The organism is Paenibacillus silvestris, assembly GCF_009882985.1.
Classification (GTDB): domain Bacteria; phylum Bacillota; class Bacilli; order Paenibacillales; family NBRC-103111; genus Paenibacillus_E; species Paenibacillus_E silvestris.
The window spans coordinates 568,533-591,165 of the sequence record NZ_WTUZ01000022.1; the positions used below are offsets into that span (position 1 = coordinate 568,533).

Consider the following 22,633-nt stretch of genomic DNA (forward strand, 5'->3'; position numbering starts at 1 on the left):
ATAAAGTGGCGAACCGCGTCGAAAGATGCGGTTTTTTTTGTTGAACTTTTAGATGAAATCTATTACATTTAGATAGATAATAACGTTCAGCTACTCGGGGGTCCTTACATGCTGTTAATGCCGATCAACAAGTGTCATCCTGGAATGAGGCTGGCTAAAAATATTTACAACGAAGATGGTATGGTTTTACTTGCTGTTAACGTTGAGCTGACACAGAGATTACTCGATCGGCTATTTTCATATGGTATCGACTATATTTATATCTCAGATTCCCGGACCGATGACGTTATTCAAGTTGATATTATTCAAGATGAAACGCGAAGCAGAGCTGTTCAAGAGATTCGGCATACCTTTAAGAAGGTCATGGAAGATTCGAACAAACGCGGAGCTGTGAGCTATTATGATATCGGACGTAATTTCCGTGATGTAATGAACATGATTATTGATGACTTAAGTGCACATCAAGGCGCAATGGTCATGCTAAACAATATGAATATCAAAGATAATTATTTATTCCAGCATTCGGTGAATGTCAGTATTTACGCGATTATGCTCGGAATTAGTTATGGATATAGCCGTGAAAAGCTGGAGACGCTTGGACTTGGCGCTTTGCTGCATGATATTGGAAAGACCAAAATTCCACTGGGCATCTTGCGCAAGCCCTCTCAGTTGACGAATGCTGAATTCATGGAAATGAAGAATCATACTACATATGGTTTTCAGATTCTTAAGGATGAGCCGAATATTCCATTGTTGTCTGCGCACTGTGCGCTTCAGCACCATGAACGGATTAACGGAAGCGGATATCCACGAGGTTTGCAAGGCCCGGATATTAATGAATTTGCGAGATGGATCGGTTTGGTCGATTCTTACGATGCTATGACAACTACCCGTGTATATCGCAGACCGTTATTGCCTCATGAAGCTATGGAGCAGCTTTTTGCAGGTTCAGGCACGATGTATGATCAAAGCCAGATTGCTTTATTCCGTGATAAAATCGCCATTTACCCGCTCGGCATTACTGTGAAATTGAACACAGGCGAATTCGGAATTGTCTCCAAATTAAACTTAACGGTTCCGCAGAGGCCGGTCGTTCGTATCCTGCAGGATGAAGGGGGCATAGAACTCAAAGAGCCGTATGAAATCGATCTCTCAATTAAGCATTCGGTTCTCATTTCAGAAATCGGTGAAATTAAAATAGAAGAGCTGGACACAGAATCGGGTATGCCAACTCTACTTTGAGATAAAATAAAGATAACGAACATGAAGAACCTGGGATCCCAGGTTCTTTTTGCAGATCAGGGGGATGAGTGTGAGAGAATCAGCGGTGAAAGGGAATTTCTGGAGATGGGGATACGCCATGCATCGGTATCGGTGGCTAGTCCTTGCGCTTTGCGTATTTCTGTTCCTTAGTTTCGCTCTATTTGCACAGAAAACACCTGGGATACTCAAAGACAATGGCTTTACGCCAAAAGGAAGCGAGTCAGATCTCGGCCTCATCCAACTGCGGGATGACCTAGGCGTTCCTCTTACGACGATTAATTTGGTCTATACGGGAAAAGGCCTCGATATGACCAAGAAAGAGCCGCAGCAAGCCATCATGGATTCACTTAGTGAATTAAGGAAGCTGCCCTATGTAGAAAGTGTGAATTTCGTTGCCTCGCCTCGGAATGAAGGGCATCTAGATGTCCAGGCTGTTAACGTTTCGCTGAATCTGGACACGGACCCAGCGCTGGAGAAATACCCCGAGGTGAAGGAACGTGTACATACTCCTGCTGGCATGAAGGTGTATGTAACCGGCGGACCTGCTATTTTGCACGACATGCAGGAAGCGAGCAAGCATGATATTGCCAAATCAGAAGCCATTGGCCTGCCCATTGCGCTTATCGTACTATTAATTGTTTTCGGAACGTTAGTCGCGGCGCTGCTGCCAATGATTGTAGGACTTATGAGTGTAACGCTCACACTAGGGATTACCTATTTTATTGCCCAGCATCAGTCCTTATCGAATTTTCTTCCGAATATGGTGACGATGCTGGGATTGGCCGTCGGGATTGATTATGCCTTATTCCTCGTTAGCCGTTTCCGGGAGGAACTTAAGGTACAGCCGAGTGTGGCTGAGGCAGTAGCCATGACCTGCCAGACCGCTGGGAAATCGATTTTTTTCTCCGGCATTGCGGTACTGATAGGATTACTTGGCATGCTGTTCGTTGATCTCACGTTTTTTCGCTCTCTGTGCCTAGGCGGAATCATTGTCGTATCCATCTCTGTTGTTGTCGCCAACACGATGCTGTTATCGCTTCTGGGGTTGCTCGGTAAGCGAATTAATTCGCTTCAAGTGCTCCCTAAGCGCTTCCGTAAGCAAGAATCGTCCCGATTCTGGGAAAAGATTGCCTATGGCGTGATGAAGCGGCCTGTTCTGCTTGTCATATTGGTCGGGGGAGTATTGATCTATGCAATGACCCCCATTGGTCAAATGAAGCTAAGCGTGCCCAATGCCGAGGTGCTGCCTCCTAACTACGAGTCGCGATACGGATCGGACTTGCTTAAAACAGCTTATGACCCTCGGATGATGGGGCCAATTCAAATCGTTGTACATACGGAAGAAGACATATGGGAAGAGTCATCGATCCGCCAAGTTCGGGCGTACGCGGATAAAGTGAAGAGTGTTTCGGGCGTCAAAGAAATCCAAAGCTACCTCAGCACGTTAGGACAACATTCAGATGCTGAATTAACAGGTATGCTGAAAGCTCCAGGAGTTAAAGAGAGGATCGAAGGGAGCAAGCTGGCGAAGGGACATACAGCACTGCTTGTTGTGGTGCCGGAGAAGGACACAGATGATCCGTCGACGGACGGGCTTGTACGGAATCTTCGCGCCTTGGGGCACCAAGGACTGGATGTGGCGGTCACAGGCGGGCCAGCTTACCGCCTGGATATCATCGATCGTATTCAAGATGAAATACCTTCTGTGCTCACTTTTGTTATGGGAATTACGTATATCGTTCTTCTGCTTGCCTTCCGGTCTATTCTGCTCCCTCTTAAGGCTGTTCTCATGAATATGCTAAGCCTAGGCGCAAGTCTTGGGTGCGTAGTGTTAGTATTCCAGCACGGTTATATGGCAGATTTGCTTCACATCACGTCCATTGGTTATGTCAGCGCTACGCTGCCGGTTATTATCTTTTGCGTAGTGTTCGGCATCTCGATGGATTATGAAGTTTTCTTGATTTCCCGCATCATGGAGGAATATGAAGCAAGCGGAGATAATGACAAGAGCACGGCGGAAGGGCTTAAGAAAACAGGCAGTTTAATTACAAGTGCTGCATTCATTTTGGTTGTCGTCGTCGGTTCGTTTATCTTCACAGATATTGAGATCATGAAGGCGCTTGGTCTAGGACTTGGTCTCGCGGTTCTCATTGATGCTACGATTGTTCGCGTCATGCTGGTTCCCGCTTTGATGAAGCTGCTTGGAGACGCAAACTGGTGGGCACCGAAGTGGCTCCGGGTGAAATCGCCAACTCCTGCGGAGAAACCGTAGAGAAGGAGATGGCGGTTTCCTTTTTTTCGCATCATAAGTTACAATAAAGGGCATAGGTATAGGCATGATAAGAACAAATTGCAAGTGAATAGGAAATGATAGGTCAGGTGTGAACAGCATGAATATGAATGGAACACGCTCCTTTTTACCGGAGCTATCTCCCGCTTACGACCCTTGGGACCCGATTCGGTCTTATCGGCAATACGGGAAACACGTACTTACTAGTGTAGAGTTAACGATTACCAATCTGTGTAATATGCGCTGTGAGCACTGCGCTGTTGGCGATTCGTTAACGATGACGGAAGGGCCACGTATTCCCTTACCCGTTATTCTAAATAAACTGGATCAGGTAGAGCATTTGGAGACAATCAGTTTGACAGGCGGAGAACCCTCTTATCATAGTAAGATTGTCAAAGATTACATGCTGCCCATCCTTAAATATGCGCGCGAACGGGGTGTTCGTACACAAATCAACTCCAATTTGACACTCGACTTGGAGCGGTATGAACTGCTTGCTCCCTATCTGGACGTCATGCATATCTCCTTTAATTACTTGAATGCTGACGATTTCCACCAAGTTGGTTTCGTTAATTCGCAGCATCCTGTAGGCCGCGAAACAGCGGTGCGCATGTATGAACGTATGGTAGACAATACGATTGCGCTCAGCAAAGGCGGACTATACGTATCAGCGGAATCCATGATTAATACGCGCACGCATGAGAAGCTGCCACAAATTCATAAGCTAATCGATGAAATGGGCTGCAAACGTCATGAGGTTCACCCGATGTATGCGAGTTCGTTTGCCTCACATTTGCCAATGGTTTCACTGGACGAGTTACGAAGCAGCATTCATCGTTTGCTCGATAGCCGCAACCGCGACATGTGGATGTTATTCGGCACACTGCCGTTTTTTGCCTGTAATGAGCTCGAAGAGGACCGAATGCTGGTGAAAAGGCTTCGCGATGAACCGAACGTCACAGTTCGGAATGATCCGGATGGGCGAAATCGCTTAAATGTGAGCACCTTTACTGGCGAAGTATTCGTCACAGATTTTGCGAATGAACCGCCTCTAGGTAATATCCATGATGATCAATTGGATACTATTTTTGCAAGATGGGAGAACAATCCCCTTAATCAAAAGGTGAATTGCTTCTGCAGCGCAGCTTCTTGCTGCGGCCCGAACCTGTTGGTTGCCGATTCGTATTATCGTTCCATTGATTTTAAAAGCCGACAAGCTATTATCTAATATCATCTATCTGAAGGAGATATCCGCACTTGCCACATACTTCCTTTGAAATTGGTCCAATCGTTCTAAATCTGGTATTAGTAATTATCTTGGTTCTGCTGAATGGCTTCTTCGTTGCTGCTGAATTTGCCCTTGTCAAGGTGCGGCATTCCCGCATTCAGCAGCTGCTTAATGAAGGCAGCAGCAAGGCTAAGTATGCGAGCAAGGTTACATCGGAATTAGATACGTATCTGTCAGCCACACAACTCGGAATTACGTTAGCTTCATTAGGGCTAGGTTGGGTAGGGGAACCGGCTGTTTCTGAGCTGATCATGGAACCGTTCTTCCACGTGATAGGCTTAGAAGCCTCTGTGTATACGCATGCGATATCTTTCATCGTAGCCTTTGGTTTCATTACCTTTCTCCATATCGTGCTGGGGGAACTGGCACCTAAGTCTTTCGCGATTCAAAAAGCAGAATTAACCTCCTTATGGCTTTCTGCGCCGCTGTTGTACTTCTATCGCTTGTTTCGTCCGATTATCTGGGTACTCAATGGTACGGCTAATAAGTTCTTGTCCTGGATTGGCGTAGAACCCGCTAGCGAGCATGAGTCCGCGCATACAGAGGAAGAGATACGCATTCTGATGGATGAAAGCGTGAAGAGCGGACATATCGATCAAGATGAAATGGTGCTTTTTGATAATATATTTGAATTCTCAGAGCGTATTGCAAGGGAGGTCATGCTGCCGCGGACCGATATGGATTGCTTATATCTAGAGATGAGCTTTATCGAAAACTTGCGGATGGTTCATGAAACGAAACATACCCGTTATCCTGTTGCTGATGATGATAAAGATAGAATTGTCGGATTCGTACATATTACCGATCTGCTGACGGCTGATCCCGATGTGGAGCACGAGATTAGTGAATTCATTCGACCTATTCTGAATGTGCCGGAGTCCATGGAGATAAGTCGTGTTTTGAAATTAATGCAGAAAAAGCATTCGCAATTAGCGATCGTTGTGGATGAATACGGCGGTACCGCAGGGTTTCTCACATTAGAGGACATTATGGAGGAAATCGTTGGCGAGCTGCACGACGAATTCGATATTGACGAACGACCAGAAGTTGAGGTGAAAGATAAGTATACATCCGTAGATGGACGTGTACTCATTGAAGACTTGAACGATATGCTGGACCTGGAAATTGAAGACGAGGATGTAGACTCTATAGGCGGATGGTTATTTAAGAAGCTGGAAGGAGCCCCGGTTAAAGGTAAAAGAGTGGCTTCAGGCAATCATGTTTTTGAAGTTTCTGAGGTAGATCGATTGCGTATTGTACGTATACATATTACCAAAATTAACTCTGTAAAGCCTGGAAATGAATAATCGGAGGAATTCCTATGTCGCTTAAGACGACACTAATCATAGTGCTTGGATTGCTGGTCCTATACGGATTTTTCACGATAGGGTTACCTTTCTTGCTTGCCTTGGTTACAGCTATTTTTTTGGACCCTCTAACTTTGCTGCTGATGCGAGCTATAAAGGTAAACCGGTTGGTCGCTGCGTCGATCATCGGTACTATTTTTACGCTGCTGACGATTGCTTTGTTCTATTTCATTGGGTTTAATGTTGTGTCAGAAGTCATTGATCTCGGCCGCAAAGCCCCTAATTATATGGACGATGTCAATAAATACGTCGATCAGGCTGTTAGCCAAACTCAGGTGTTCTATGATTCCTTGTCGCCCGAGATGGCGGCGCAGGTGCAAACCTGGGTAGAGCGAAGCACAGAGACATTAACCGCGACATTAACCGACATGTTGAGTGGAATTTCCGGATTCTTCTTGAATATGGCGGGCAAAATTCCGAATTTCTTTATCGTCATGATCGTCTACATCATCGCTTTATATTTATGCATGTTTAGCTTGCCGAAACAGCGAATTGCTTTCTTGTCCATGTTCGAAGACCAGACGAGAACCAAAATGGAGAATGTCCTCGTATATTTACGGGAAGCTATTTTTGGGTTCATTCGGGCTCAGCTCATCATGGCGATATTAACGTATTTGGTCACTTTCGTAGGCTTGCTGGTGCTCAGAGCGGAATATCCGTTAGCTATTTCTTTGCTGGTGATGGTCATGGAATTCGTTCCTGTCATTGGTACAGGGCTTGTGTTCATCCCATGGCTTGGTTATCAGCTGTTAGTCGGGCATACAGGGATGGGAATTGGATTATTGGTGCTGTTCCTTGCCCTGACAATCTTCCGCCGCATTGTGGAGCCTAAGGTGCTAAGCGAAGCGGTAGGGATTAATGCCCTCGCGGCTTTAATAAGCTTGTACATTGGTTTCGAGCTGTTAGGTGTAGCAGGTTTGTTCTTGGGACCTCTGGTCGTCATTATTTATCAAGCGATGCGGAAGGCCGGTCTTTTGAAGTTGAATATTAAGTTGGATTAAAATGTGCGGATGTTGATGCCGTGTGCAAATAAGTCCCTGCTTGCTGCCGTTCTGGCATGGAGCAGGGGCTTTTTGGTTTGCGTCTGAGCGAACAACTAATAAACGCGCTTAGCTCCCATATACTTAGGACCCCAATATGAGCTTGTCAGGCTTTGCGGGTAGATGCCTGCTGATCGTGTGGCAGATAGAAATTGCCCGTTCCCCAAATAGAAGCCTACATGGTCAACGACAGCAGGAGATGCTATGGCGAAGAACACCAGGTCACCTGGCTGCAAATTAGCCTGACTCACGGACAAGCCTGTGGCATAAAGCTCCTTGGAGGTTGTTCGAACAGCCGGTATTCCGTGCTTTTGAAACATGTAATAAATAAAACCGGAGCAGTCAAACCCTTGAGGAGTCGCTCCACCCCATAGGTAGGGGACATGCAGAAAATTCATCGCATCGTCCAGCAGCAGCTGTTTTTTGATCGAGTGGGAGATGCTAGTTTGGGTTGCAGCATCCACTACGCCAGTTGGAGCTAACTGATAGGCTTTTTGATAATCTTTAACAGCTTGAGCTGTGATTGTGCCGAAGTAACCGGTGATGGCCCGATATGTAAAATAGCCAAGTGTTTTTAAATTGGTTTGCAGTGCAGACACGGATGAGCTTGTCATTCCTTGCGCTAAAGTAATGGTGCTCGTTGAAGCCGACGCTGCAGATGCAGGTAGAGCGGGAATCATGCCATTTATGGTTACGCTTACAAGAATTGCTGCAGAAATGATCAGTCGTTTAGATCGTGTCATTGTGATTCCCTCCAAGGTGTTAGATTGTGTAAGTCATGGTGTCACATGGATTGTTCTTATTTTAAGCGTTCAATGCGCCTTCTGACCATGAGGAAATATTGGAAAATCTGTGATTTTGGCCAAGTCGTGCTGCATATACGTGCTTATAGGCCTCTCTGCCGCTATGACTATTTCTCGTGCACCGAAGCGAGAAGAGGAGGAGACGTATGCAATCGCAATTCAGAAAGTACTATCCCTATATCAGTCCATTCGATCCTTGTCCACCGATTCAAGTGAAATTGTATAATGTGCCGCCACACCTCTATATTGCCTTCCAACCGCCAGGTTTGCCGCAATTCAGTCCTTATGAAGCTCTGAAAAAAGGGACGTTATGGCCCGCCCTGTATGGACCTTACGAATCCAAAATAGAAGAAGGGAGCCCTTGGCTATGAATCCACCAGCGGTACCGGAATCTTATTACAAGATGATGCACGACTTGCAGGCTGTTGATTTCGTGTTGGTCGAGCTAACGCTGTATTTGGATACACATCCGAATGATCTCGCAGCCATCCAACAATACAATCAATTTGCTCAAAAGAGGAAGTCGATGGCTCAGGAATTTGAGCTGGAGTTTGGTCCGCTTATGCCATTTGGTCATGCCTACAGCAAAAATCCTTGGCAATGGGTGGATACGCCCTGGCCATGGCAGGTCTGAATAAGGAGGTAAAAGCATGTGGATTTATGAGAAGAAACTTCAGTATCCAGTCAGAGTCAGCAAATGCGACCCGAGGATGGCGAAGCTTCTGCTAGAGCAGTATGGGGGAGCCGACGGAGAGCTTGCTGCGGCCTTGCGTTATTTGAATCAGCGATATGCGATTCCGGATAAGGTAGTGGGGCTGCTCACGGATATTGGGACAGAGGAATTCGCCCATCTCGAGATGATCGCGACAATGGTCTATAAGCTCATGAAAGATGCAACGCTTGATCAACTTAAGGCTGCTGGGATGGACGATCAGTACGTGATTCATGATAGGGCGCCATTCTATCAGAATGCGTCTGGCGTGCCATGGACGGCAGCTTACATACAGGCGAAGGGAGACCCCATTGCAGACCTCTATGAGGACATAGCTGCCGAGGAGAAGGCTAGAACCACGTATCAATGGCTAATTGATTTGACCGATGACGTCGATCTCCAGGATAGTCTGAAATTTCTCCGTGAGCGGGAAATCGTACATTCCCTTCGGTTTCGCGAAGCCGTCGAAATTTTGAAGGATGATAGGATGCAGAAGAAGGTTTTTTGAGAGGTTGAGGGCGACGGTAACCATAGGTTAAATAATTGTTGTAGAGGAGTGAATAATAGAATATCGTAGGGATTGCCATGTAAATGTGAGGGGAGGGAAATTATATTTTGATTAAAAAGGATTTCAATGTCTAAGAAAGCTATCCATGGTTAGTTAATTTTTTAGTAGCCGTAAGCATGGAAAACAGTTGTAGTAATCACTTTTTACCGGGATACGTTGGAGACGGTTTTTGCTTGATAATACAAGTGTAAAAACTCCCAATATCCACAGTTAAGTAATAGGAAAACTACGAACTGGTCCGTTATTTCGTTGTATACAATATATTCCATATAAGATAAAATATTAAAAGTGTGTAATAATAATCTCATCTGACGAGTTGATGCGATTCTATAGTAGATTTACCAGGGGGGTGTTAACAAGTGTTGAGAAGATACTTCGGTATTTGGGCACTAGTTCTAGTCATTGAACTTATTATTCTTTACAACTATCTTGAAAGATATGGTATTACGTACCAAATCTCAATATTTGTAATTATTGTAATCTTGATTACGTTAATTTTTGGTTATGCGGCTATTCAAGCTATTACAAAAAAAACGCCAGACTAAAAGTAAACAGGGAGCTTTAAGAATAGGCTCCCTGTCTTTCTGTTTATATTTTCATCTAACTAATAACTATATTGTCCACCGATCAAAGTATCCGTTGTCTGACTTTTGGTACTATAAGTTATTGTAAAGCTGCTATTTGTTGCTGTTACACTATCGATACTACCAGAGTTCCATGTATGAGCAAAATATACCGTCGCTAAACCATGAGCAGAAGAGAAAGTTGAGCTATATTTTAGTTTTACTGCTCCAGCTCCCCACCTCATCGCGTAACCACCACCCCATGAATCAATTTTATCGGATAATTTAAACATTGCTCCGTTGTTAGAATCAATAGTCCCCCATCGGCTAGTAATAGTTTCAGAGTTTTGACCTGATTTACTAGCAGAGCATCCGCTACAAGGGGCATCATGATAGAGACCTTGAGCAAAAAAGCCTGAGAGTAGAGCAGCGTTATTAGCTGTTGTTAAGTGGATGCCGACTGTGTCTAAATTTCCTATTTGCGTAGCTACATTCATATTTCGCTCGCCCCACCAAGACCAGTTATTTGTAAAACTGTAGCCTCCCCAAACTTCCCAAGTGTTACTAACCGAGTCATAGGATACCCATGGCGAATTTACAGAAACATCAGCTCCCGTTGTCGATGAAATAGCTACTTCTTTTTCTTTTTGCTTTCCAAGCTCATAGTAAACTAGGCCATTTTCTTCTAGAAAGTCGAAGAATTGTTTCGTAAACTTTTGTTCTTCTCCAGCTGCGATTTTAGTAAAATAATCATCAATTTTCTGTGTTCGCTCGTGATTGCCCTCAGCAGCTGCTTTTTGCTTTTGGTTATGTTGATTTGCTTTTTCTGCAATTAATGGTTTGATATTTTTCCCTTCTTTGAACTTGACTACTTTACCAATTGGGTTTACATCTTGCTCAATGTCAACCGTATTATCGTAATACGAGTCAGACACTGTTATTTCAGAAGCTGAAGGTTTAACAAGAACTGAAGCCGAAGTAAGTTGAGGTACTAAGAAAAAGCATGCTAGAACGGATGTCACTAAGATTTTTTTCATTTTCATTATTACTCTCCTTTTTAAATAAATTCTATTTTTTCCATATATTACATTGTGTATGTTACTAGACATAATTAATAGTGTATATAGCTTTTTATGTTTTTAATTGTCGAAAATCATAAAAATAGTATTAATTAACTTTTTTAACACTAATAATCCTATTATTCTGATGCGGCTACAAGGTTAAAGGTAAATTTCAACTAAAAACTCATTTGCAAAAAGTGAAAAAACGAATCATTTGTGAGCAAAACAATCACGTCACAGATGTCTTATTTCTGACGCGAACTTATGGAATAATCTACACAAGACAAGGTGAATCATTCTAGCCATTCATCCATTAAAATAAAAGCTAGCCCGAAGGATTATCTCCGGGCTAGCTTTTGCTTTTTCGGTTGCTTCCATATAAATCATATAACCCATCTCAATAAAAGAGGGGTACTGATTACTGTAACCTTATTTGTTTTATCGAAAATAACAATGTTCAATTGCTTCTCAAAATAACTGATTCAATTTCAAGTCAAGATAAATATCCTGGAAAAAACTCATGATGCTTTCGACAGTTAGGGATTACCTTAAAAAATAGTACAGGGTTTTCGGTAACTATGTCGGTAATGGCAAGCCAGGGAGAGAGCAGTCACACCATGCAGCTAATTTTTAGCTGCGAGTAAGCCCAAATATTCTTTCAACGCGATTGAAGTATTGGATAATCCGCTGGAAGAGGGAACGAATTTACTAATACTGAGTGCCTGCTTTCCCTGCGAAATATAATCGGTTGGATAAGGTAATACATCCACCTTGAGTTTTTGAAACTGTTTGACGGAGCGGGCCATATGGAAGGCAGAAGTAACAAGAATGGGATGCTGCCAGCCATTTGTGGTTAGCAAGGCTTGGGTATGCAGCGCATTTTCCTCCGTGTTGCGGCTCGTATCGTCCAGAAAGATGGACGCTTCTGGAATGCCAAGTGCGATGAGATGGCGTTTGGAAATTTGTGATTCATTGCCGGAGTCTGTGAAAACTTGTCCACCCGAGATGAGGATGGGCAGCTTCGTGCTGCGATATAGCTCTGCTATGGTTAGCACACGGGCAGCTGTGTTCCCTGTCAAATATCCTTCGCCTTTGGTTAGAGGGTCTGGCGTGTCGAGTGTCGCACCGCCTGTCAACATAACAATCACATCACCGGTCACTTGTTCCGGCGGTGTGTATCTGCGTTCGATGGAATTTAGAAAGGCATTGCCGAAATAGGGCATGGAGCAAACGCATAAAAGAAGCGCAGCGAGTCCGACAAGCAGAGTACCTAGGTACTCTTTTTTTTGCTGCAGCCATAAGGCAATGGAAATGAGCAGCAGAATGATAATCCCTGGGGGAAACAATAACGTATAGGCGATTTTGATCAAATAGAGCATAGGGATGATTAGATCCTTTCTTGGAAAAAAGCGGCTATTTGTGTTCCTATGCTTTTTCGACAAAGAGGGAGAATATCCTGCAAAAAATAAGAGAGGCTGTCCCGAAAGTCATCAAATGACCGAGAGACAGCCTTCTCAAATGAACGGTAAATATTACCGTTATATATGGGAATATCATAGCTAAACGATAAATAAATGGAAATTCTCCAGTTAAATAGGACGTTTGAGCTGGGAAGCACGGTTGTAGTCGTGAATTAACTGGAGTTTTTCCAGTTAATTGGATATACAAACCGGAATTGCTTGTATTAACAGGAGAATTTCCCGGTAACTATTGAACAGTTCAGCTACGGAATACAAAGCTTCGCGCTGAATAATTAAATTATGCTTGCAGCTCTTTACCACGAATCCACACGTGTTCGAGCTCCAGCTCAGGGCTGACGAGCAGCAGGTCAGCCTGCTTGCCCTGCGCAATCGAGCCATGCGACGCCTGCAGCTGCAGCAGCCGTGCAGGGTTGCCGCTCGCGAAGCGGCTCGCGTCTTCGACGCTGACACCAACCTCGCGCACCATAAACCGGAGCGCATCGATCATGGTCAGCGTGCTGCCGGCGAGCGCGCCGCCTTCCGTCAATCGGGCAACGCCCGATTGCACGGTAACGGCTTGCCCGCCAAGGTCGTACTGCCCGTCGCCGAGTCCCGCGGCAGACATGGCATCCGTGATCAGCAGCAAGCCATGCGGCTGCTTAGCTTTCACCAGCAGGCGTATCGCTGCCGGGTGCACATGATGCCCATCGGCGATGACTTCGCCGCTGATGCGATCGTCGGTAAGGACCGCACCGACGGTTCCGGGCTCGCGATGATGCAGCGGCTTCATCGCGTTGAAGGTGTGCACCGCATGCGAGAGCCCCACACTAGCCGCCGACTGGATGTCGGCGTAGGAAGCGTCGGTGTGGCCGCACGCAGCAACGATGCCACGATCACGCAGCCACGCGATCGTCTCAAGGCCCCCCTCGACTTCAGGGGCGAGGGTAAGCTGCTTGACGAGCTGCGGAAAGCGCTCGTCCCAGTCTTGCAGCCAGGATAGCTGTGGCGGCAGCATCAGCTTGGGATCTTGCGCGCCGGCCCACTTCGGCGAGATAAAAGGGCCTTCCATATGCACGCCAAGCAGCTGCGCATAAGGCATAGGTTCTTGCATGTAGCGGTTGACTTCACCAAGGACACGGTCAATGGCCTCACGCGTTTGCGTCATTGTCGTAGCCAGCATGCCGGTAGTTCCGTTTTTTGCGTGAAAACGTGTAATGGTATCAAGCGTTTCGGGGCTGGATTCCATGAAGTCAGCGCCATACCCGCCATGTACGTGAACATCGATGAAGCCAGGCAATAACCAGCTGCCGTTAGCATCGAGCGTTTCTGCAGTGCTATCTGCGGTGCTGGGATTCCACTGTGAGCTGCTTTGGACGGAAGCGATAACACCATCTTTTAGATGGAGGACACCTTGCTCAATGACCCCTTGTTCCGTAACGATTTTCGCTCCTGTAATGACAAGTTCGCTCATTCGAACAACCTCCCTGCCTCAGCATCAAGCAGAACGACAAGGTGGGGGTGTGTTTGCAGCAGCGTAGCTGGGACTTCTGTTGTAATTGGTCCTGTAAGCGCGCGGTGGACGATTTCGGCTTTGTCAGCTCCGCGAACGATCAGCAGGATCGATTTGGCTTTGAGAATGGTGCCTACGCCCATCGTTAGAGCGTGTGTCGGAACTTCGTCAATCGAGTTGAAAAAACGCGCATTCGCTTCACGCGTTTCTTCTTTCAATTCAACGAGATGCGTACCGCTGACCAGGGAATCGTCAGGCTCATTGAAACCGATATGTCCGTTATGGCCAAGGCCAAGAATTTGCAAATCAATCTGCTTCGCATCTTCCAGAAGTTCATTGAATCTTTCGCATTCCGCTTCCAGATCAGGTGCATTACCGTTAGGAAGGTGAGCTGAGGCAGCAGGCAAGTCAATATGCGAAAATAAATGCTGCTGCATGTAGGCGTAATAGCTCTCAGGGTGATCCGTCGGCAAACCGACATATTCGTCCAGATTGAAGGAGGTGACGTTCTTAAAGCTGACGCGGCCTTTCTCATAAGCTTTCACCAGCTCTTCATAAATACCTACTGGCGTCCCGCCTGTGGCTAAACCTAGAACAGCCTTTGGCTGCATTTGGACAAGGGATGTAATAATACCGGCTCCAGCCTCATTAAGCTCTTGTTGATTTTGAAAAATATGAAGATTCATATTCGTGTTCCTCACTCTCATGGACAAGTTATTTGCAGAAGATGTCTGATTTATGAAATCATTTTGCATAAAAATATCATTTTTCATAGTAATTATACTCATTTCAATCATAACTGAATTCATAAGTCTCGGCAACAGGCATTTTCCCAAATATGAACATTGACTTACATGGGTATGTTTGCCATTCTTAACTAAGATCATTACACGATTTATATAATTCGATGTTGGCGAAGGAGCTTGATGATGAGTACACAGAGAAACCTACCTGAAGCTATGTTTTTTGACATGGATGGCACGTTATTTCAAACGGAGACGATTCTACTGCCCGCTTATCATGCGACATTTGATGTGCTGAGAGAAAAGGGTCTTTTTACGGGAGAAACGCCGCCGGAAGAAAGAATCCTGGGAGCGCTTGGCATGCTGCTTGAGCATATTTGGCAGCGGGTCATGCCGGAAGCTTCTATAGAAGCGCGACTGGCAGCCGATGAGCTGTTGCTTCAATTCCAGATGGATGCACTGAAGCAAGGACAGGGTAAATTGTACGATGGCGTGGCTGAAACCTTGCAAGTTTTGCATGACAAAGGTGTCCGGTTATTTGTGGCGAGCAATGGACTAGAGGGCTATGTTGGCAGTGTGACCGAGGCAATGGGGCTTTCTCATTCATTCGAGGACCTATACAGTGCGGGGAAATATCAAACTAGATCCAAAGTGGATTTGGTTAAAATAGCGCTCGACAAGCATCAAATCGGGTCCGCTTGGATGGTGGGAGATCGTTCCTCCGATGTGGAGGCAGGCCTTAAGAATAATCTGACCGTAGCGGCCTGTGATTATGCTGGCTTCCGTGAAGCTGGAGAGCTCGAAGGCGCGCATATTCGAATCCGCAGCTTTGCTGAGTTATTGGAATATGTTTAGGAGGAAGTTGTCGCAAACAGGGTTGGCTGGGCATACACTATAGCACATTGACAGATAAAGGTGCTGATTAGAATGCCTTCTTTTGTAGGGATATTCAACATTATAAGGAACGAAGGAAGCCTGGTGAACGGTGATACGTTAGTGATTGCTCCGACAAGTGCAGCCAAATCGTACTCCGGCAGCGGCGGCGGCATAACAGGAGACTTCGCCGTTTCTAATGTTCTATTTAGCGCGACGATATCACTGGATCCGGATGTTGTGGACGCTGGGGCTAATAAAGTAGCTACTGGGACGTAAATGTATGGAAAAAAAGGCTCCAAGCTCGGGTGACGAGCTTGGAGCCTTTTTTGCGTTTAGGCGTTTGTTTCTCAGCGGCAATGATGAGAAGCACTTCCGCATGAGCGATCATTTTTTCGCTCGCTCAGCTATCTGGGAACTACAAGCCGCTATATCGCAGAAAAGTCATAGATCCCACCTGTTGCGGGAACTACGATCCGTTATTTTTGGCAATTTGGCCTGAATACCTGATAGGGAGGACGAATAAGACCCTGTAGTTTCCCTTAGAGCGGCAAACAACTCGTTTTCCTTCTAATAAGGGACTCCAGTACCGCACAACAAAGAAGCAGCCCTGTTTTCTCAAATTTAGGCAAAACGTTATTGACAGGGCAAGGCCTCACTCATTAATATATGAATATATGCTCATATATTAATTCGTTATGTATAAAGATACGGACAGCACGCCATTCTAGTGGCAGAGCGACGGGGGAGGGAATGTTATGCATCAACATTCGTCAGATAAGAAATCTCATTCTCATGAGGAGCATGCTTCTTGCAGCCACGAGGTCGGCGATGGGCACACGCATGCGCAGCATGCTGAGCACAACCACGCGCATCATGGACATCACCACGGGCATCATCATGGACATGGACACCACCATCATGGTCAAGGCGGAAACAAACAAGGTCTTCTGATTGCCCTTTGTATTACTGCAGGTATCATGGTATTAGAGTTTGTTGGAGGGCTATGGACGAATAGTTTGGCGCTGCTTTCGGATTCGGGCCACATGCTAAGTGACGCCGGGGCCCTGCTTCTGAGTTTGATAGCCCTAAGGTTCGCTGCAAAACCATCCTCGGCAAGCAAGTCCTTTGGCTTTCATCGCATTGAAATTTTAGCGGCGCTTTTTAACGCCGTCACCCTTTTTGTAATTGCCGGTTTCATTATTTGGGAAGCGATTGGACGGTTTCTTCAACCTCCGCCTGTAGCGAGCGGTTCCATGATGCTCATTGCTTGCATCGGGCTATTGGCTAATCTGTTAAGCGCGTGGTCGCTTATGCGCAAAGGGGATGTACATGGCAACTTAAATCTGCGCAGCGCGTATTTGCATATTTTGGGTGATGCGCTAGGCTCTGTTGGGGCTATTGTTGCTGGTGCGGTTATGCTGATTTTTGGCTGGTACGCAGCAGATCCAATTATTAGTGTGATTGTGGCGTTGCTTATTTTGAGAGGTGCTTGGGCGGTTCTGAAATCCACGCTTCATATTTTGATGGAAGGGACGCCATCTGAAGTGTCATTCGGAGAGGTTAAGCAGGTGCTGGAGGGTATCGACGGAGTTATTAATGTCCATGATCTTCACATTTGGACGATTACTTCCGGGTTAGACGCCTTAAGCTGTCATTTGCTTATTGCTGATGATCAGGATAGCCAAACGATTCTACAGCAAGCCATTCACAGGATTGAGGAACATTTTCATATTAGCCATTCAACGATCCAAATTGAAAATTCCACGAATACACATTCAGAGTTAAAAGTATAGTTTGTAGGTTGGAGGGAGATTTTTATGATGGAAAAAGCCGTGTTGGATACTTGCGATGAGGCCTGTACAGGTACGGGAGCTGTCAAGGAGGGGCTTGAGCTTCCTATGACCGACGATCTGGCGGTGGGAGTTGCGGATATATTCAAAGCTTTGGGGGACCCAACGAGGGTTAAAATCATTTTCTTACTCTTGAAGCAGGAGCTCTGCGTACATGATCTCTCGACACTGCTATCGATGGGGCAGTCAGCGGTTTCTCACCAGCTGCGTTATTTGCGGGATGTGCATATTGTTAAGCGTAGAAAAGTAGGGAAAACCGTTTTTTATTCCCTGGATGATGATCATATTGAGCAAATTTTTGTGCAAACACTAGGACATCTGCAGCATATGTAAATCGGAAGCTTCTACAGCTTGGTGCTGTTGCTTCCGAACGCGAGATTAATCAGTTTCATTTGAATCATCGCTTGAAGGTAGTTCTGCTTTTCGGGTATTTTGCCTTAACATCCAGACGGCGTACTCGAGAGGTCGTGAAACCGCCTTCTGATAAGTAGCGATTTCGCCAATCTTACGAAATACTTCCCGAGAAGGCTTGGGATTGACTTCAAGCAGCCAAACATTTCCCTTCGGATCTACGGCGATATCCATGCCTAACTCACACAGCTTGCCGAATTTGGTTTCTAGAAAGTCTGCCAACTTATAAGCGAAGTTGTTCATTTCTTTCTTGATCGTTTCCGTTTTCTCAGGTGAAGCAAAACGATACGCTAACAGCTTATCTTGCGAAACCGCGCTTCCGCCACCGTGAAGGTTCGAGGTGATGCTGCGGTGAGGACCGATGCGGCCCGCACAGCCGGTCACTTCCCATTCACCGCGGCCATTTTTTTGAATCAGCAAGCGGTAATCATGCACACGGCCGTCCTTCAGCGTAAGCTGTATTCCTTGTTGAACCACATAGTCCGGACTCAGCTTTAGCGTATGCAGCTTGATCGACAGCTGTTTCTCGCTTGCACGAAAAGGGGCGATGATGGTTCTTTGCTGATTCCTTCCTTGTAACAGAAACAGATCAGGACCCAGCTGCTCAATGCGCAGGATGCCTCTTCCACCTGTACCGTTTTTCGGTTTGACGTAGACGAGTGTATGTTTCTTAATGAATTTCAATAGTTCTTGCACAGAGCTGAACCGCACCGTAACTGGCAGGAAAGGGCGGATGCCTTCATTTTCAGAGAGAATCTGATGCATTGACCATTTGTTGGCTAACGGTCTGCTCAGGAAAATCAGCTTCGCATGCCGATTGCGGAATGCTTTGAGCATTTGGTAATTCGCGGCTGCTTTATAGCGACAGCGGTCATAAATGACCGGCGGCATCGATGTGCGGCGGCGAATCCATTTGCCTAGTGAAGCATCATAGGTTAATGACCTCACCGAGTTATCAGCTTCCACATCGGTCGGAGAGAAGACTTCGACTTGAACCCCCATTTTTTTACCTTCTTTACTTAGCCTTTGAAAGTAAGAGAGTTCTTCAAGCCTGGATTTGCTTAAATAAATAGCGAGTACGCCAAGTCGTTGTGAAGACAAGCATAATCACCTTCTTCTTCCATGATTAATTAAGTAAAGGCTGTAGCGAATAATGCGTTCAAGTGATTTTTTGCGTATTTTTGGTTCGTCGAATTTCATTGGTTTGGAGTTCGCTTCGAAGAACCAGATATGACCTCCAACATCGACTCCGATATCCATCGACATTTCACCCAGCTGATTGCCGGATGATTTTTCGATTTGGTTCGCGAGTGTTACGACAGCTGTTTCAACCCGTTTTAATATGCTTTTTGCTTCCTTGGGTCCAAAGCCCTGTGAAAGGAGTTTGAGCGGATCGTCGATTGAACCGCCACGGGGAACATGCGTCGTGATGCTGGCTTTACCCGCTACACGTGCGCCTACACCTGACACGCTCCATTCTCCATTGGCTGTTTTCTGAATGAGAGCTCGTAAATCATAAGCTCGCTGTTTGTACCTAGCCAGAGCAATGCCCTGCTGAACAATGTACTCGTTGGAGCCGCGGTGCCGATTCCATTCGTTCCATAGTTCTGAGGTGGAATTGTGGACGCTGTACGTCATTTGCCTGTCAACCTGGCGGCTTAATCGGTACTGGGTTTGCGTGCTTTTCGTTGTAATTCGGTCAATGCGCATAATCCCTTTTCCCGCTTTACCCTTCACCGGTTTCAAATATAGCACGGCGTGTTTGCGTAAAAGCGAAGACAGATCATCAGCCGAGCTTAGTTGTTTGGTATCGGGCATATAGGGCTTGCTATCCTTAGCGCCATTAAGCCAGCTGAACAAGGTCCATTTGTTAAAGAAGGAAGAATTGAATAAATGAACACTGGAACTGCGATTGCAAGCTTGAATGGTTTGTTGAACTTCAGGCTTCATTTCCATTTTGCGGTAAGGAATCCGATTGTAGACGACTTGAGGAGCGGGAACGAGTTCCCTGCTCCATTTCTTCGTTTGGTTGTTGTAGCGATAGCCGTAGATGTCATTGCCTGATAGGTTGAAATCCTTGGTTGTCACGACGTAAACATCAACCCCAAGCCGCTCACCTGTCTGAATAAGATCAAGGAAATTGTGCAAATTACCGCGAAATACTCGATTGCTATCTTTAACAGTGAGAATTGCAAGCCTCGGATTCTGCTCTTTATTGTGTAGGAAGAAAGCCATTAATTTTCCCTCCTAGGGCGGAATCGACTTAAGTAGAGGCAGTGCTCATAAATATTTTGTAGAGTAGCGAGGTCTCCTTCTTTCAATGACGGGTGCTTGAAGATCGATCTACCTGGCTTGGCATTGGCTTCGAACATCCAAATTTTCTCATTTTGATCGATCCCAATATCGAATCCGAGCTCTCCGAGCAAGTGGTTATAATTATTTTCGATGCCTTCCGCAAGCTTGATCGCCGTTTCTTTGGCATTGGTGAGCACTTGCTCCGCACGGGTGCCGTAGATCTGACGGAGCACCTGCTCCGGCGTCATTAATTGACCACCGTTGCGGATATGGGTGGTTACGCTGCCCTTGCCGGATTTCTTAGCCCCTATGGCGGCGACAACCCAGTTATTGCTGCCGTTCTTCGTCAGGTGGAAGCGGAAGTCAATGGGACAATTGTCAATTTCAATGAGGCGGATGCCTTGCTGCGCTACGTAATTGGAGAGACGACCCCGCCCGGTCCCGAGCATTTGCATGAGCCCTTCGAACTTTCCATAACGGATGAGTACGTTTTTGCCGCCTTTGCGGTAGCGAACAAAATAACCGCGTTTCGGGTTATAGGTCACCCGGAAAATACCGATGCCCAAGCTGCCCGCCGTTGGTTTCAAATAAATGAATTTATGCTTGTCGAGCATTTCTTTAATTTGATCAGCAGATGGATTAATCCGGGACTCTGGAACGAATTTGTAGGCATCATCGCCAGCTAACATTTTGTAGACATCCCACTTGTCAAAGAAGCTCCAGTTAAACAGCGGTACTCCTCTGCGTACAAAACGATCCTTAAAGCCCTCCATGCCGGCAGACTTCTCAGCTATACGGCTGGAGAGGCGGTTATAGACGACATCTGGCAGCGGAAAGGTTTTGCGAATCCAGCCTCCGCCTTCTTTGGGAATGATACCGGTAACGGTTTCCTGTACCCAGTTGACCCCTTTCGGGCTGAAAGCGAAAATAAAGGACTTGCTTGAACCTGTATTTAAAACCTGACGGATGAATCCGGTCTTTGTACCAAAGGGAGAAGAACCTCCTACAATATTCGTTAAAACGCCGATGAGCGGGCCGATGCGCAGTTCTTTATTACTCGCGCTCGCGACCATAACACTCCCCGAACGAGGAATACGCAGAGAAGCCATCAAAGAAAGCGGAATGTACATATGCTGGCCACTTTTCTTAATCAGACGGATCGGTAGGGTGGCTGTTTTGCTGCCGACCTTTACAGTAATCGATTTGTTACCGGTTAACCGTAAAGCTTTGACGAGTTCACTTGTTAAGTAGACCGATCTATCTGTTCGTTGTACGGCGTGGAGCATACACGTTGTCAAACTCATTAGGTTACCCTCCTAAACTTGTTGCCCTACGGGGCTTCCGTGTCAAAGTAGACAGACATAACTTCTGCCTACCCGGGCACTTACCAGCAATCCAAGCTTAACTCAGCTTTTTGTGCAGCAAATATCCAGCATAATAAATAGGGTTAGCAATGGATTTCAACCGTGCTTTCTCGTTGCGCATGCGCGCAAAAATCGTTCTTCCAGGCTTGGAGTTCACTTCGAGTATCCAGACACGCCCCCAGGTATCGATCCCAAGATCAATACCGAGCTCAGCTAATCGTCCGTGATGAGTCTCTAGAAGTGGGGGGATTCGATTCGAGAGCATGGATAATGTTGATATAAGCTCACTAGCCTTGGCATCGCCGAATTCCTTTGTAAGAAAGGCGGAAACCTCTTCAGCGCTGCCTCCACCATGTAGATTGGAGGTTACACTGCCGGGTTTGCCCACACGAACTGCCATGCCGGTGCTTTCCCATATGCCGGAGCCATTTTTTTGGACGAGAGAGCGTATGTCGTAAGCCATTCCTTCTGAGGAATGCAGGTGCAGATATTCTTGCATCAGATACGGCCTGGTGCCGATACAGCTTCGCAGCCATTGCCAGCAGGAATAGAAATCACTAAATTGGTGATCGACGAGCCCATTATGAGCATTGCGACCTTTGATATGATAAGCGCTTGTTCCGTCTACTGCGTTTACTTTGTGAAGATGCAAGGCACCTTTTCCTTGACTGCCGCCCTGCGGTTTAAGGAATGCATCGTCTCTTGTCTGAAGCCAATTTCTAAGGATATTGCCGCTTGTAAGTAAGTTTGTTTCAGGCAAGTAACGGCTGATTGTGCTATCTTTTTGTAATATTTGATCGACTTCCCATTTTCCGCGCAGCCCGTAACCAAGAAAGCGGATAAAAGGTGTTTCACGCAGCTTTTTCACATGGTACTGATACTGTTCATAGCTGCGCTTGCTGCTAAAGAAACATCGGTCATAAATCAGGGAGGGCAGTGGAACGAGTTTGGCCACCCACTCTTTCGTTTCCGTCAAGTAGGTGTAACCCCGCACCGTTTGCCCTTTCCAATCGATGCGATTCGGTGAGAACACGACGACGTCCAGACCTTCACGGGCGCCATAATAAGTCAGATGCTTATAAAAGCCTGAACTAGCAAACGGCAGCTCCCGTTTCAACTCTGTGACCATAATCCCAAGCAAGGGACGTTTGGTGCTTAATCGCATAGTT

Annotated in this window: 21 protein-coding genes; 12 read left to right on the top strand and 9 right to left on the bottom strand. The window is 46.1% G+C overall.

Going from position 1 to position 22,633, the window contains the following annotated elements; translation table 11 throughout:
- Positions 1 to 108: 108 nt before the first annotated feature.
- The 5 genes from GQF01_RS22960 to ytvI all read left to right on the top strand — a co-directional run bounded on the left by GQF01_RS22960 (position 109) and on the right by ytvI (position 7,209).
- Positions 109 to 1,242: an HD-GYP domain-containing protein gene (locus tag GQF01_RS22960; protein ID WP_161408994.1), complete on the top strand. Its 1,134-nt coding sequence runs from the start codon at positions 109 to 111 to the stop codon at positions 1,240 to 1,242.
- Positions 1,243 to 1,306: 64 nt separating this feature from the next.
- Positions 1,307 to 3,535, top strand: a complete 2,229-nt coding sequence (locus GQF01_RS22965; RefSeq protein ID WP_161408995.1) for an MMPL family transporter — start codon at positions 1,307 to 1,309, stop codon at positions 3,533 to 3,535.
- A 118-nt stretch (positions 3,536 to 3,653) separates the two neighbouring features.
- Positions 3,654 to 4,781: a radical SAM/CxCxxxxC motif protein YfkAB gene (yfkAB, locus tag GQF01_RS22970; protein ID WP_161408996.1), complete on the top strand. Its 1,128-nt coding sequence runs from the start codon at positions 3,654 to 3,656 to the stop codon at positions 4,779 to 4,781.
- A 29-nt stretch (positions 4,782 to 4,810) separates the two neighbouring features.
- On the top strand, positions 4,811 to 6,148 hold the full coding sequence (locus tag GQF01_RS22975; RefSeq protein ID WP_161408997.1) for a hemolysin family protein: 1,338 nt from the start codon (positions 4,811 to 4,813) through the stop codon (positions 6,146 to 6,148).
- A 14-nt stretch (positions 6,149 to 6,162) separates the two neighbouring features.
- The gene (gene ytvI, locus GQF01_RS22980) at positions 6,163 to 7,209 is read left to right on the top strand and encodes a sporulation integral membrane protein YtvI (protein ID WP_161408998.1); all 1,047 of its coding nucleotides are present in this window, start codon (positions 6,163 to 6,165) and stop codon (positions 7,207 to 7,209) included.
- A 95-nt stretch (positions 7,210 to 7,304) separates the two neighbouring features.
- Here the strand turns inward: ytvI and GQF01_RS22985 are convergent, their stop codons facing one another.
- Entirely contained in the window at positions 7,305 to 7,991 is a 687-nt protein-coding gene (locus GQF01_RS22985) for a C40 family peptidase (RefSeq protein WP_161408999.1), read from the bottom strand.
- Positions 7,992 to 8,197: 206 nt separating this feature from the next.
- On the opposite strand from GQF01_RS22985, the gene GQF01_RS22990 reads away from it, so the two are divergent.
- The 3 genes from GQF01_RS22990 to GQF01_RS23000 are packed head-to-tail and all read left to right on the top strand — an operon-like array spanning position 8,198 to position 9,271.
- Positions 8,198 to 8,422: a spore coat associated protein CotJA gene (locus GQF01_RS22990; protein ID WP_161409000.1), complete on the top strand. Its 225-nt coding sequence runs from the start codon at positions 8,198 to 8,200 to the stop codon at positions 8,420 to 8,422.
- The gene (locus GQF01_RS22995; RefSeq protein ID WP_161409001.1) at positions 8,419 to 8,685 is read left to right on the top strand and encodes a spore coat protein CotJB; all 267 of its coding nucleotides are present in this window, start codon (positions 8,419 to 8,421) and stop codon (positions 8,683 to 8,685) included. The genes GQF01_RS22990 and GQF01_RS22995 overlap by 4 nt, the downstream gene beginning before the upstream one ends.
- A 16-nt stretch (positions 8,686 to 8,701) precedes the next feature.
- Entirely contained in the window at positions 8,702 to 9,271 is a 570-nt protein-coding gene (locus GQF01_RS23000; RefSeq protein WP_161409002.1) for a manganese catalase family protein, read from the top strand.
- A gap of 664 nt (positions 9,272 to 9,935) precedes the next feature.
- Here the strand turns inward: GQF01_RS23000 and GQF01_RS23005 are convergent.
- The 4 genes from GQF01_RS23005 to nagB all read right to left on the bottom strand — a co-directional run bounded on the left by GQF01_RS23005 (position 9,936) and on the right by nagB (position 14,611).
- Positions 9,936 to 10,937: a hypothetical protein gene (locus tag GQF01_RS23005; protein ID WP_161409003.1), complete on the bottom strand. Its 1,002-nt coding sequence runs from the start codon at positions 10,935 to 10,937 to the stop codon at positions 9,936 to 9,938.
- Positions 10,938 to 11,578: 641 nt separating this feature from the next.
- Positions 11,579 to 12,325: a YdcF family protein gene (locus GQF01_RS23010; protein ID WP_161409004.1), complete on the bottom strand. Its 747-nt coding sequence runs from the start codon at positions 12,323 to 12,325 to the stop codon at positions 11,579 to 11,581.
- A 388-nt stretch (positions 12,326 to 12,713) separates the two neighbouring features.
- Positions 12,714 to 13,886, bottom strand: coding sequence for an N-acetylglucosamine-6-phosphate deacetylase (nagA, locus tag GQF01_RS23015; RefSeq protein ID WP_161409005.1), 1,173 nt, complete (start codon positions 13,884 to 13,886; stop codon positions 12,714 to 12,716).
- Positions 13,883 to 14,611 carry a glucosamine-6-phosphate deaminase gene (gene nagB / locus GQF01_RS23020; protein ID WP_161409905.1) on the bottom strand — a complete coding sequence of 243 codons (729 nt, stop codon included), beginning with the start codon at positions 14,609 to 14,611 and terminating at the stop codon, positions 13,883 to 13,885. Before nagB ends, nagA begins: the two co-directional genes overlap by 4 nt.
- Before the next feature lie 243 nt (positions 14,612 to 14,854).
- On the opposite strand from nagB, the gene GQF01_RS23025 reads away from it, so the two are divergent.
- From GQF01_RS23025 to GQF01_RS23040, 4 genes are all read left to right on the top strand, one after another.
- The gene (locus GQF01_RS23025; protein WP_161409006.1) at positions 14,855 to 15,523 is read left to right on the top strand and encodes an HAD family hydrolase; all 669 of its coding nucleotides are present in this window, start codon (positions 14,855 to 14,857) and stop codon (positions 15,521 to 15,523) included.
- 72 nt (positions 15,524 to 15,595) lie between these two features.
- Positions 15,596 to 15,820: a spore germination protein gene (locus GQF01_RS23030; protein ID WP_161409007.1), complete on the top strand. Its 225-nt coding sequence runs from the start codon at positions 15,596 to 15,598 to the stop codon at positions 15,818 to 15,820.
- A 479-nt stretch (positions 15,821 to 16,299) separates the two neighbouring features.
- The gene (locus tag GQF01_RS23035; RefSeq protein ID WP_161409008.1) at positions 16,300 to 17,337 is read left to right on the top strand and encodes a cation diffusion facilitator family transporter; all 1,038 of its coding nucleotides are present in this window, start codon (positions 16,300 to 16,302) and stop codon (positions 17,335 to 17,337) included.
- A gap of 27 nt (positions 17,338 to 17,364) precedes the next feature.
- Positions 17,365 to 17,727 carry an ArsR/SmtB family transcription factor gene (locus tag GQF01_RS23040; protein ID WP_161409906.1) on the top strand — a complete coding sequence of 121 codons (363 nt, stop codon included), beginning with the start codon at positions 17,365 to 17,367 and terminating at the stop codon, positions 17,725 to 17,727.
- 45 nt (positions 17,728 to 17,772) lie between these two features.
- On the opposite strand, the gene GQF01_RS23045 is transcribed toward GQF01_RS23040, so the two are convergent.
- From GQF01_RS23045 to GQF01_RS23060, 4 genes are all read right to left on the bottom strand, one after another.
- A complete protein-coding gene (locus GQF01_RS23045) occupies positions 17,773 to 18,906 on the bottom strand; it encodes a YheC/YheD family endospore coat-associated protein (RefSeq protein WP_161409009.1) in 1,134 nt (377 codons plus the stop codon).
- Positions 18,907 to 18,912: 6 nt separating this feature from the next.
- The gene (locus tag GQF01_RS23050) at positions 18,913 to 20,040 is read right to left on the bottom strand and encodes a YheC/YheD family endospore coat-associated protein (protein ID WP_161409010.1); all 1,128 of its coding nucleotides are present in this window, start codon (positions 20,038 to 20,040) and stop codon (positions 18,913 to 18,915) included.
- Positions 20,040 to 21,404: a YheC/YheD family endospore coat-associated protein gene (locus GQF01_RS23055; RefSeq protein ID WP_161409011.1), complete on the bottom strand. Its 1,365-nt coding sequence runs from the start codon at positions 21,402 to 21,404 to the stop codon at positions 20,040 to 20,042. Before GQF01_RS23055 ends, GQF01_RS23050 begins: the two co-directional genes overlap by 1 nt.
- Before the next feature lie 97 nt (positions 21,405 to 21,501).
- Positions 21,502 to 22,629 carry a YheC/YheD family endospore coat-associated protein gene (locus tag GQF01_RS23060; protein ID WP_161409012.1) on the bottom strand — a complete coding sequence of 376 codons (1,128 nt, stop codon included), beginning with the start codon at positions 22,627 to 22,629 and terminating at the stop codon, positions 21,502 to 21,504.
- Positions 22,630 to 22,633: the final 4 nt, after the last annotated feature.

Excerpts from the sequence above, each read along its gene's own strand:
- GQF01_RS22965 (WP_161408995.1), top strand. The coding sequence starts at position 1,307 with ATGAGTGTGAGAGAATCAGCGGTGAAAGGGAATTTCTGGAGATGGGGA.
- GQF01_RS23030 (WP_161409007.1), top strand. The coding sequence starts at position 15,596 with ATGCCTTCTTTTGTAGGGATATTCAACATTATAAGGAACGAAGGAAGC.
- GQF01_RS23040 (WP_161409906.1), top strand. The coding sequence starts at position 17,365 with ATGGAAAAAGCCGTGTTGGATACTTGCGATGAGGCCTGTACAGGTACG.
- yfkAB (WP_161408996.1), top strand. The coding sequence starts at position 3,654 with ATGAATATGAATGGAACACGCTCCTTTTTACCGGAGCTATCTCCCGCT.
- GQF01_RS22995 (WP_161409001.1), top strand. The coding sequence starts at position 8,419 with ATGAATCCACCAGCGGTACCGGAATCTTATTACAAGATGATGCACGAC.
- GQF01_RS22960 (WP_161408994.1), top strand. The coding sequence starts at position 109 with ATGCTGTTAATGCCGATCAACAAGTGTCATCCTGGAATGAGGCTGGCT.
- GQF01_RS23005 (WP_161409003.1), bottom strand. The coding sequence starts at position 10,937 with ATGAAAATGAAAAAAATCTTAGTGACATCCGTTCTAGCATGCTTTTTC.
- nagB (WP_161409905.1), bottom strand. The coding sequence starts at position 14,611 with ATGAATCTTCATATTTTTCAAAATCAACAAGAGCTTAATGAGGCTGGA.
- GQF01_RS23060 (WP_161409012.1), bottom strand. The coding sequence starts at position 22,629 with ATGCGATTAAGCACCAAACGTCCCTTGCTTGGGATTATGGTCACAGAG.
- GQF01_RS23000 (WP_161409002.1), top strand. The coding sequence starts at position 8,702 with ATGTGGATTTATGAGAAGAAACTTCAGTATCCAGTCAGAGTCAGCAAA.
- GQF01_RS23055 (WP_161409011.1), bottom strand. The coding sequence starts at position 21,404 with ATGAGTTTGACAACGTGTATGCTCCACGCCGTACAACGAACAGATAGA.
- ytvI (WP_161408998.1), top strand. The coding sequence starts at position 6,163 with ATGTCGCTTAAGACGACACTAATCATAGTGCTTGGATTGCTGGTCCTA.
- nagA (WP_161409005.1), bottom strand. The coding sequence starts at position 13,886 with ATGAGCGAACTTGTCATTACAGGAGCGAAAATCGTTACGGAACAAGGG.
- GQF01_RS22985 (WP_161408999.1), bottom strand. The coding sequence starts at position 7,991 with ATGACACGATCTAAACGACTGATCATTTCTGCAGCAATTCTTGTAAGC.
- GQF01_RS23025 (WP_161409006.1), top strand. The coding sequence starts at position 14,855 with ATGAGTACACAGAGAAACCTACCTGAAGCTATGTTTTTTGACATGGAT.
- GQF01_RS23050 (WP_161409010.1), bottom strand. The coding sequence starts at position 20,040 with ATGGCTTTCTTCCTACACAATAAAGAGCAGAATCCGAGGCTTGCAATT.
- GQF01_RS22990 (WP_161409000.1), top strand. The coding sequence starts at position 8,198 with ATGCAATCGCAATTCAGAAAGTACTATCCCTATATCAGTCCATTCGAT.
- GQF01_RS23035 (WP_161409008.1), top strand. The coding sequence starts at position 16,300 with ATGCATCAACATTCGTCAGATAAGAAATCTCATTCTCATGAGGAGCAT.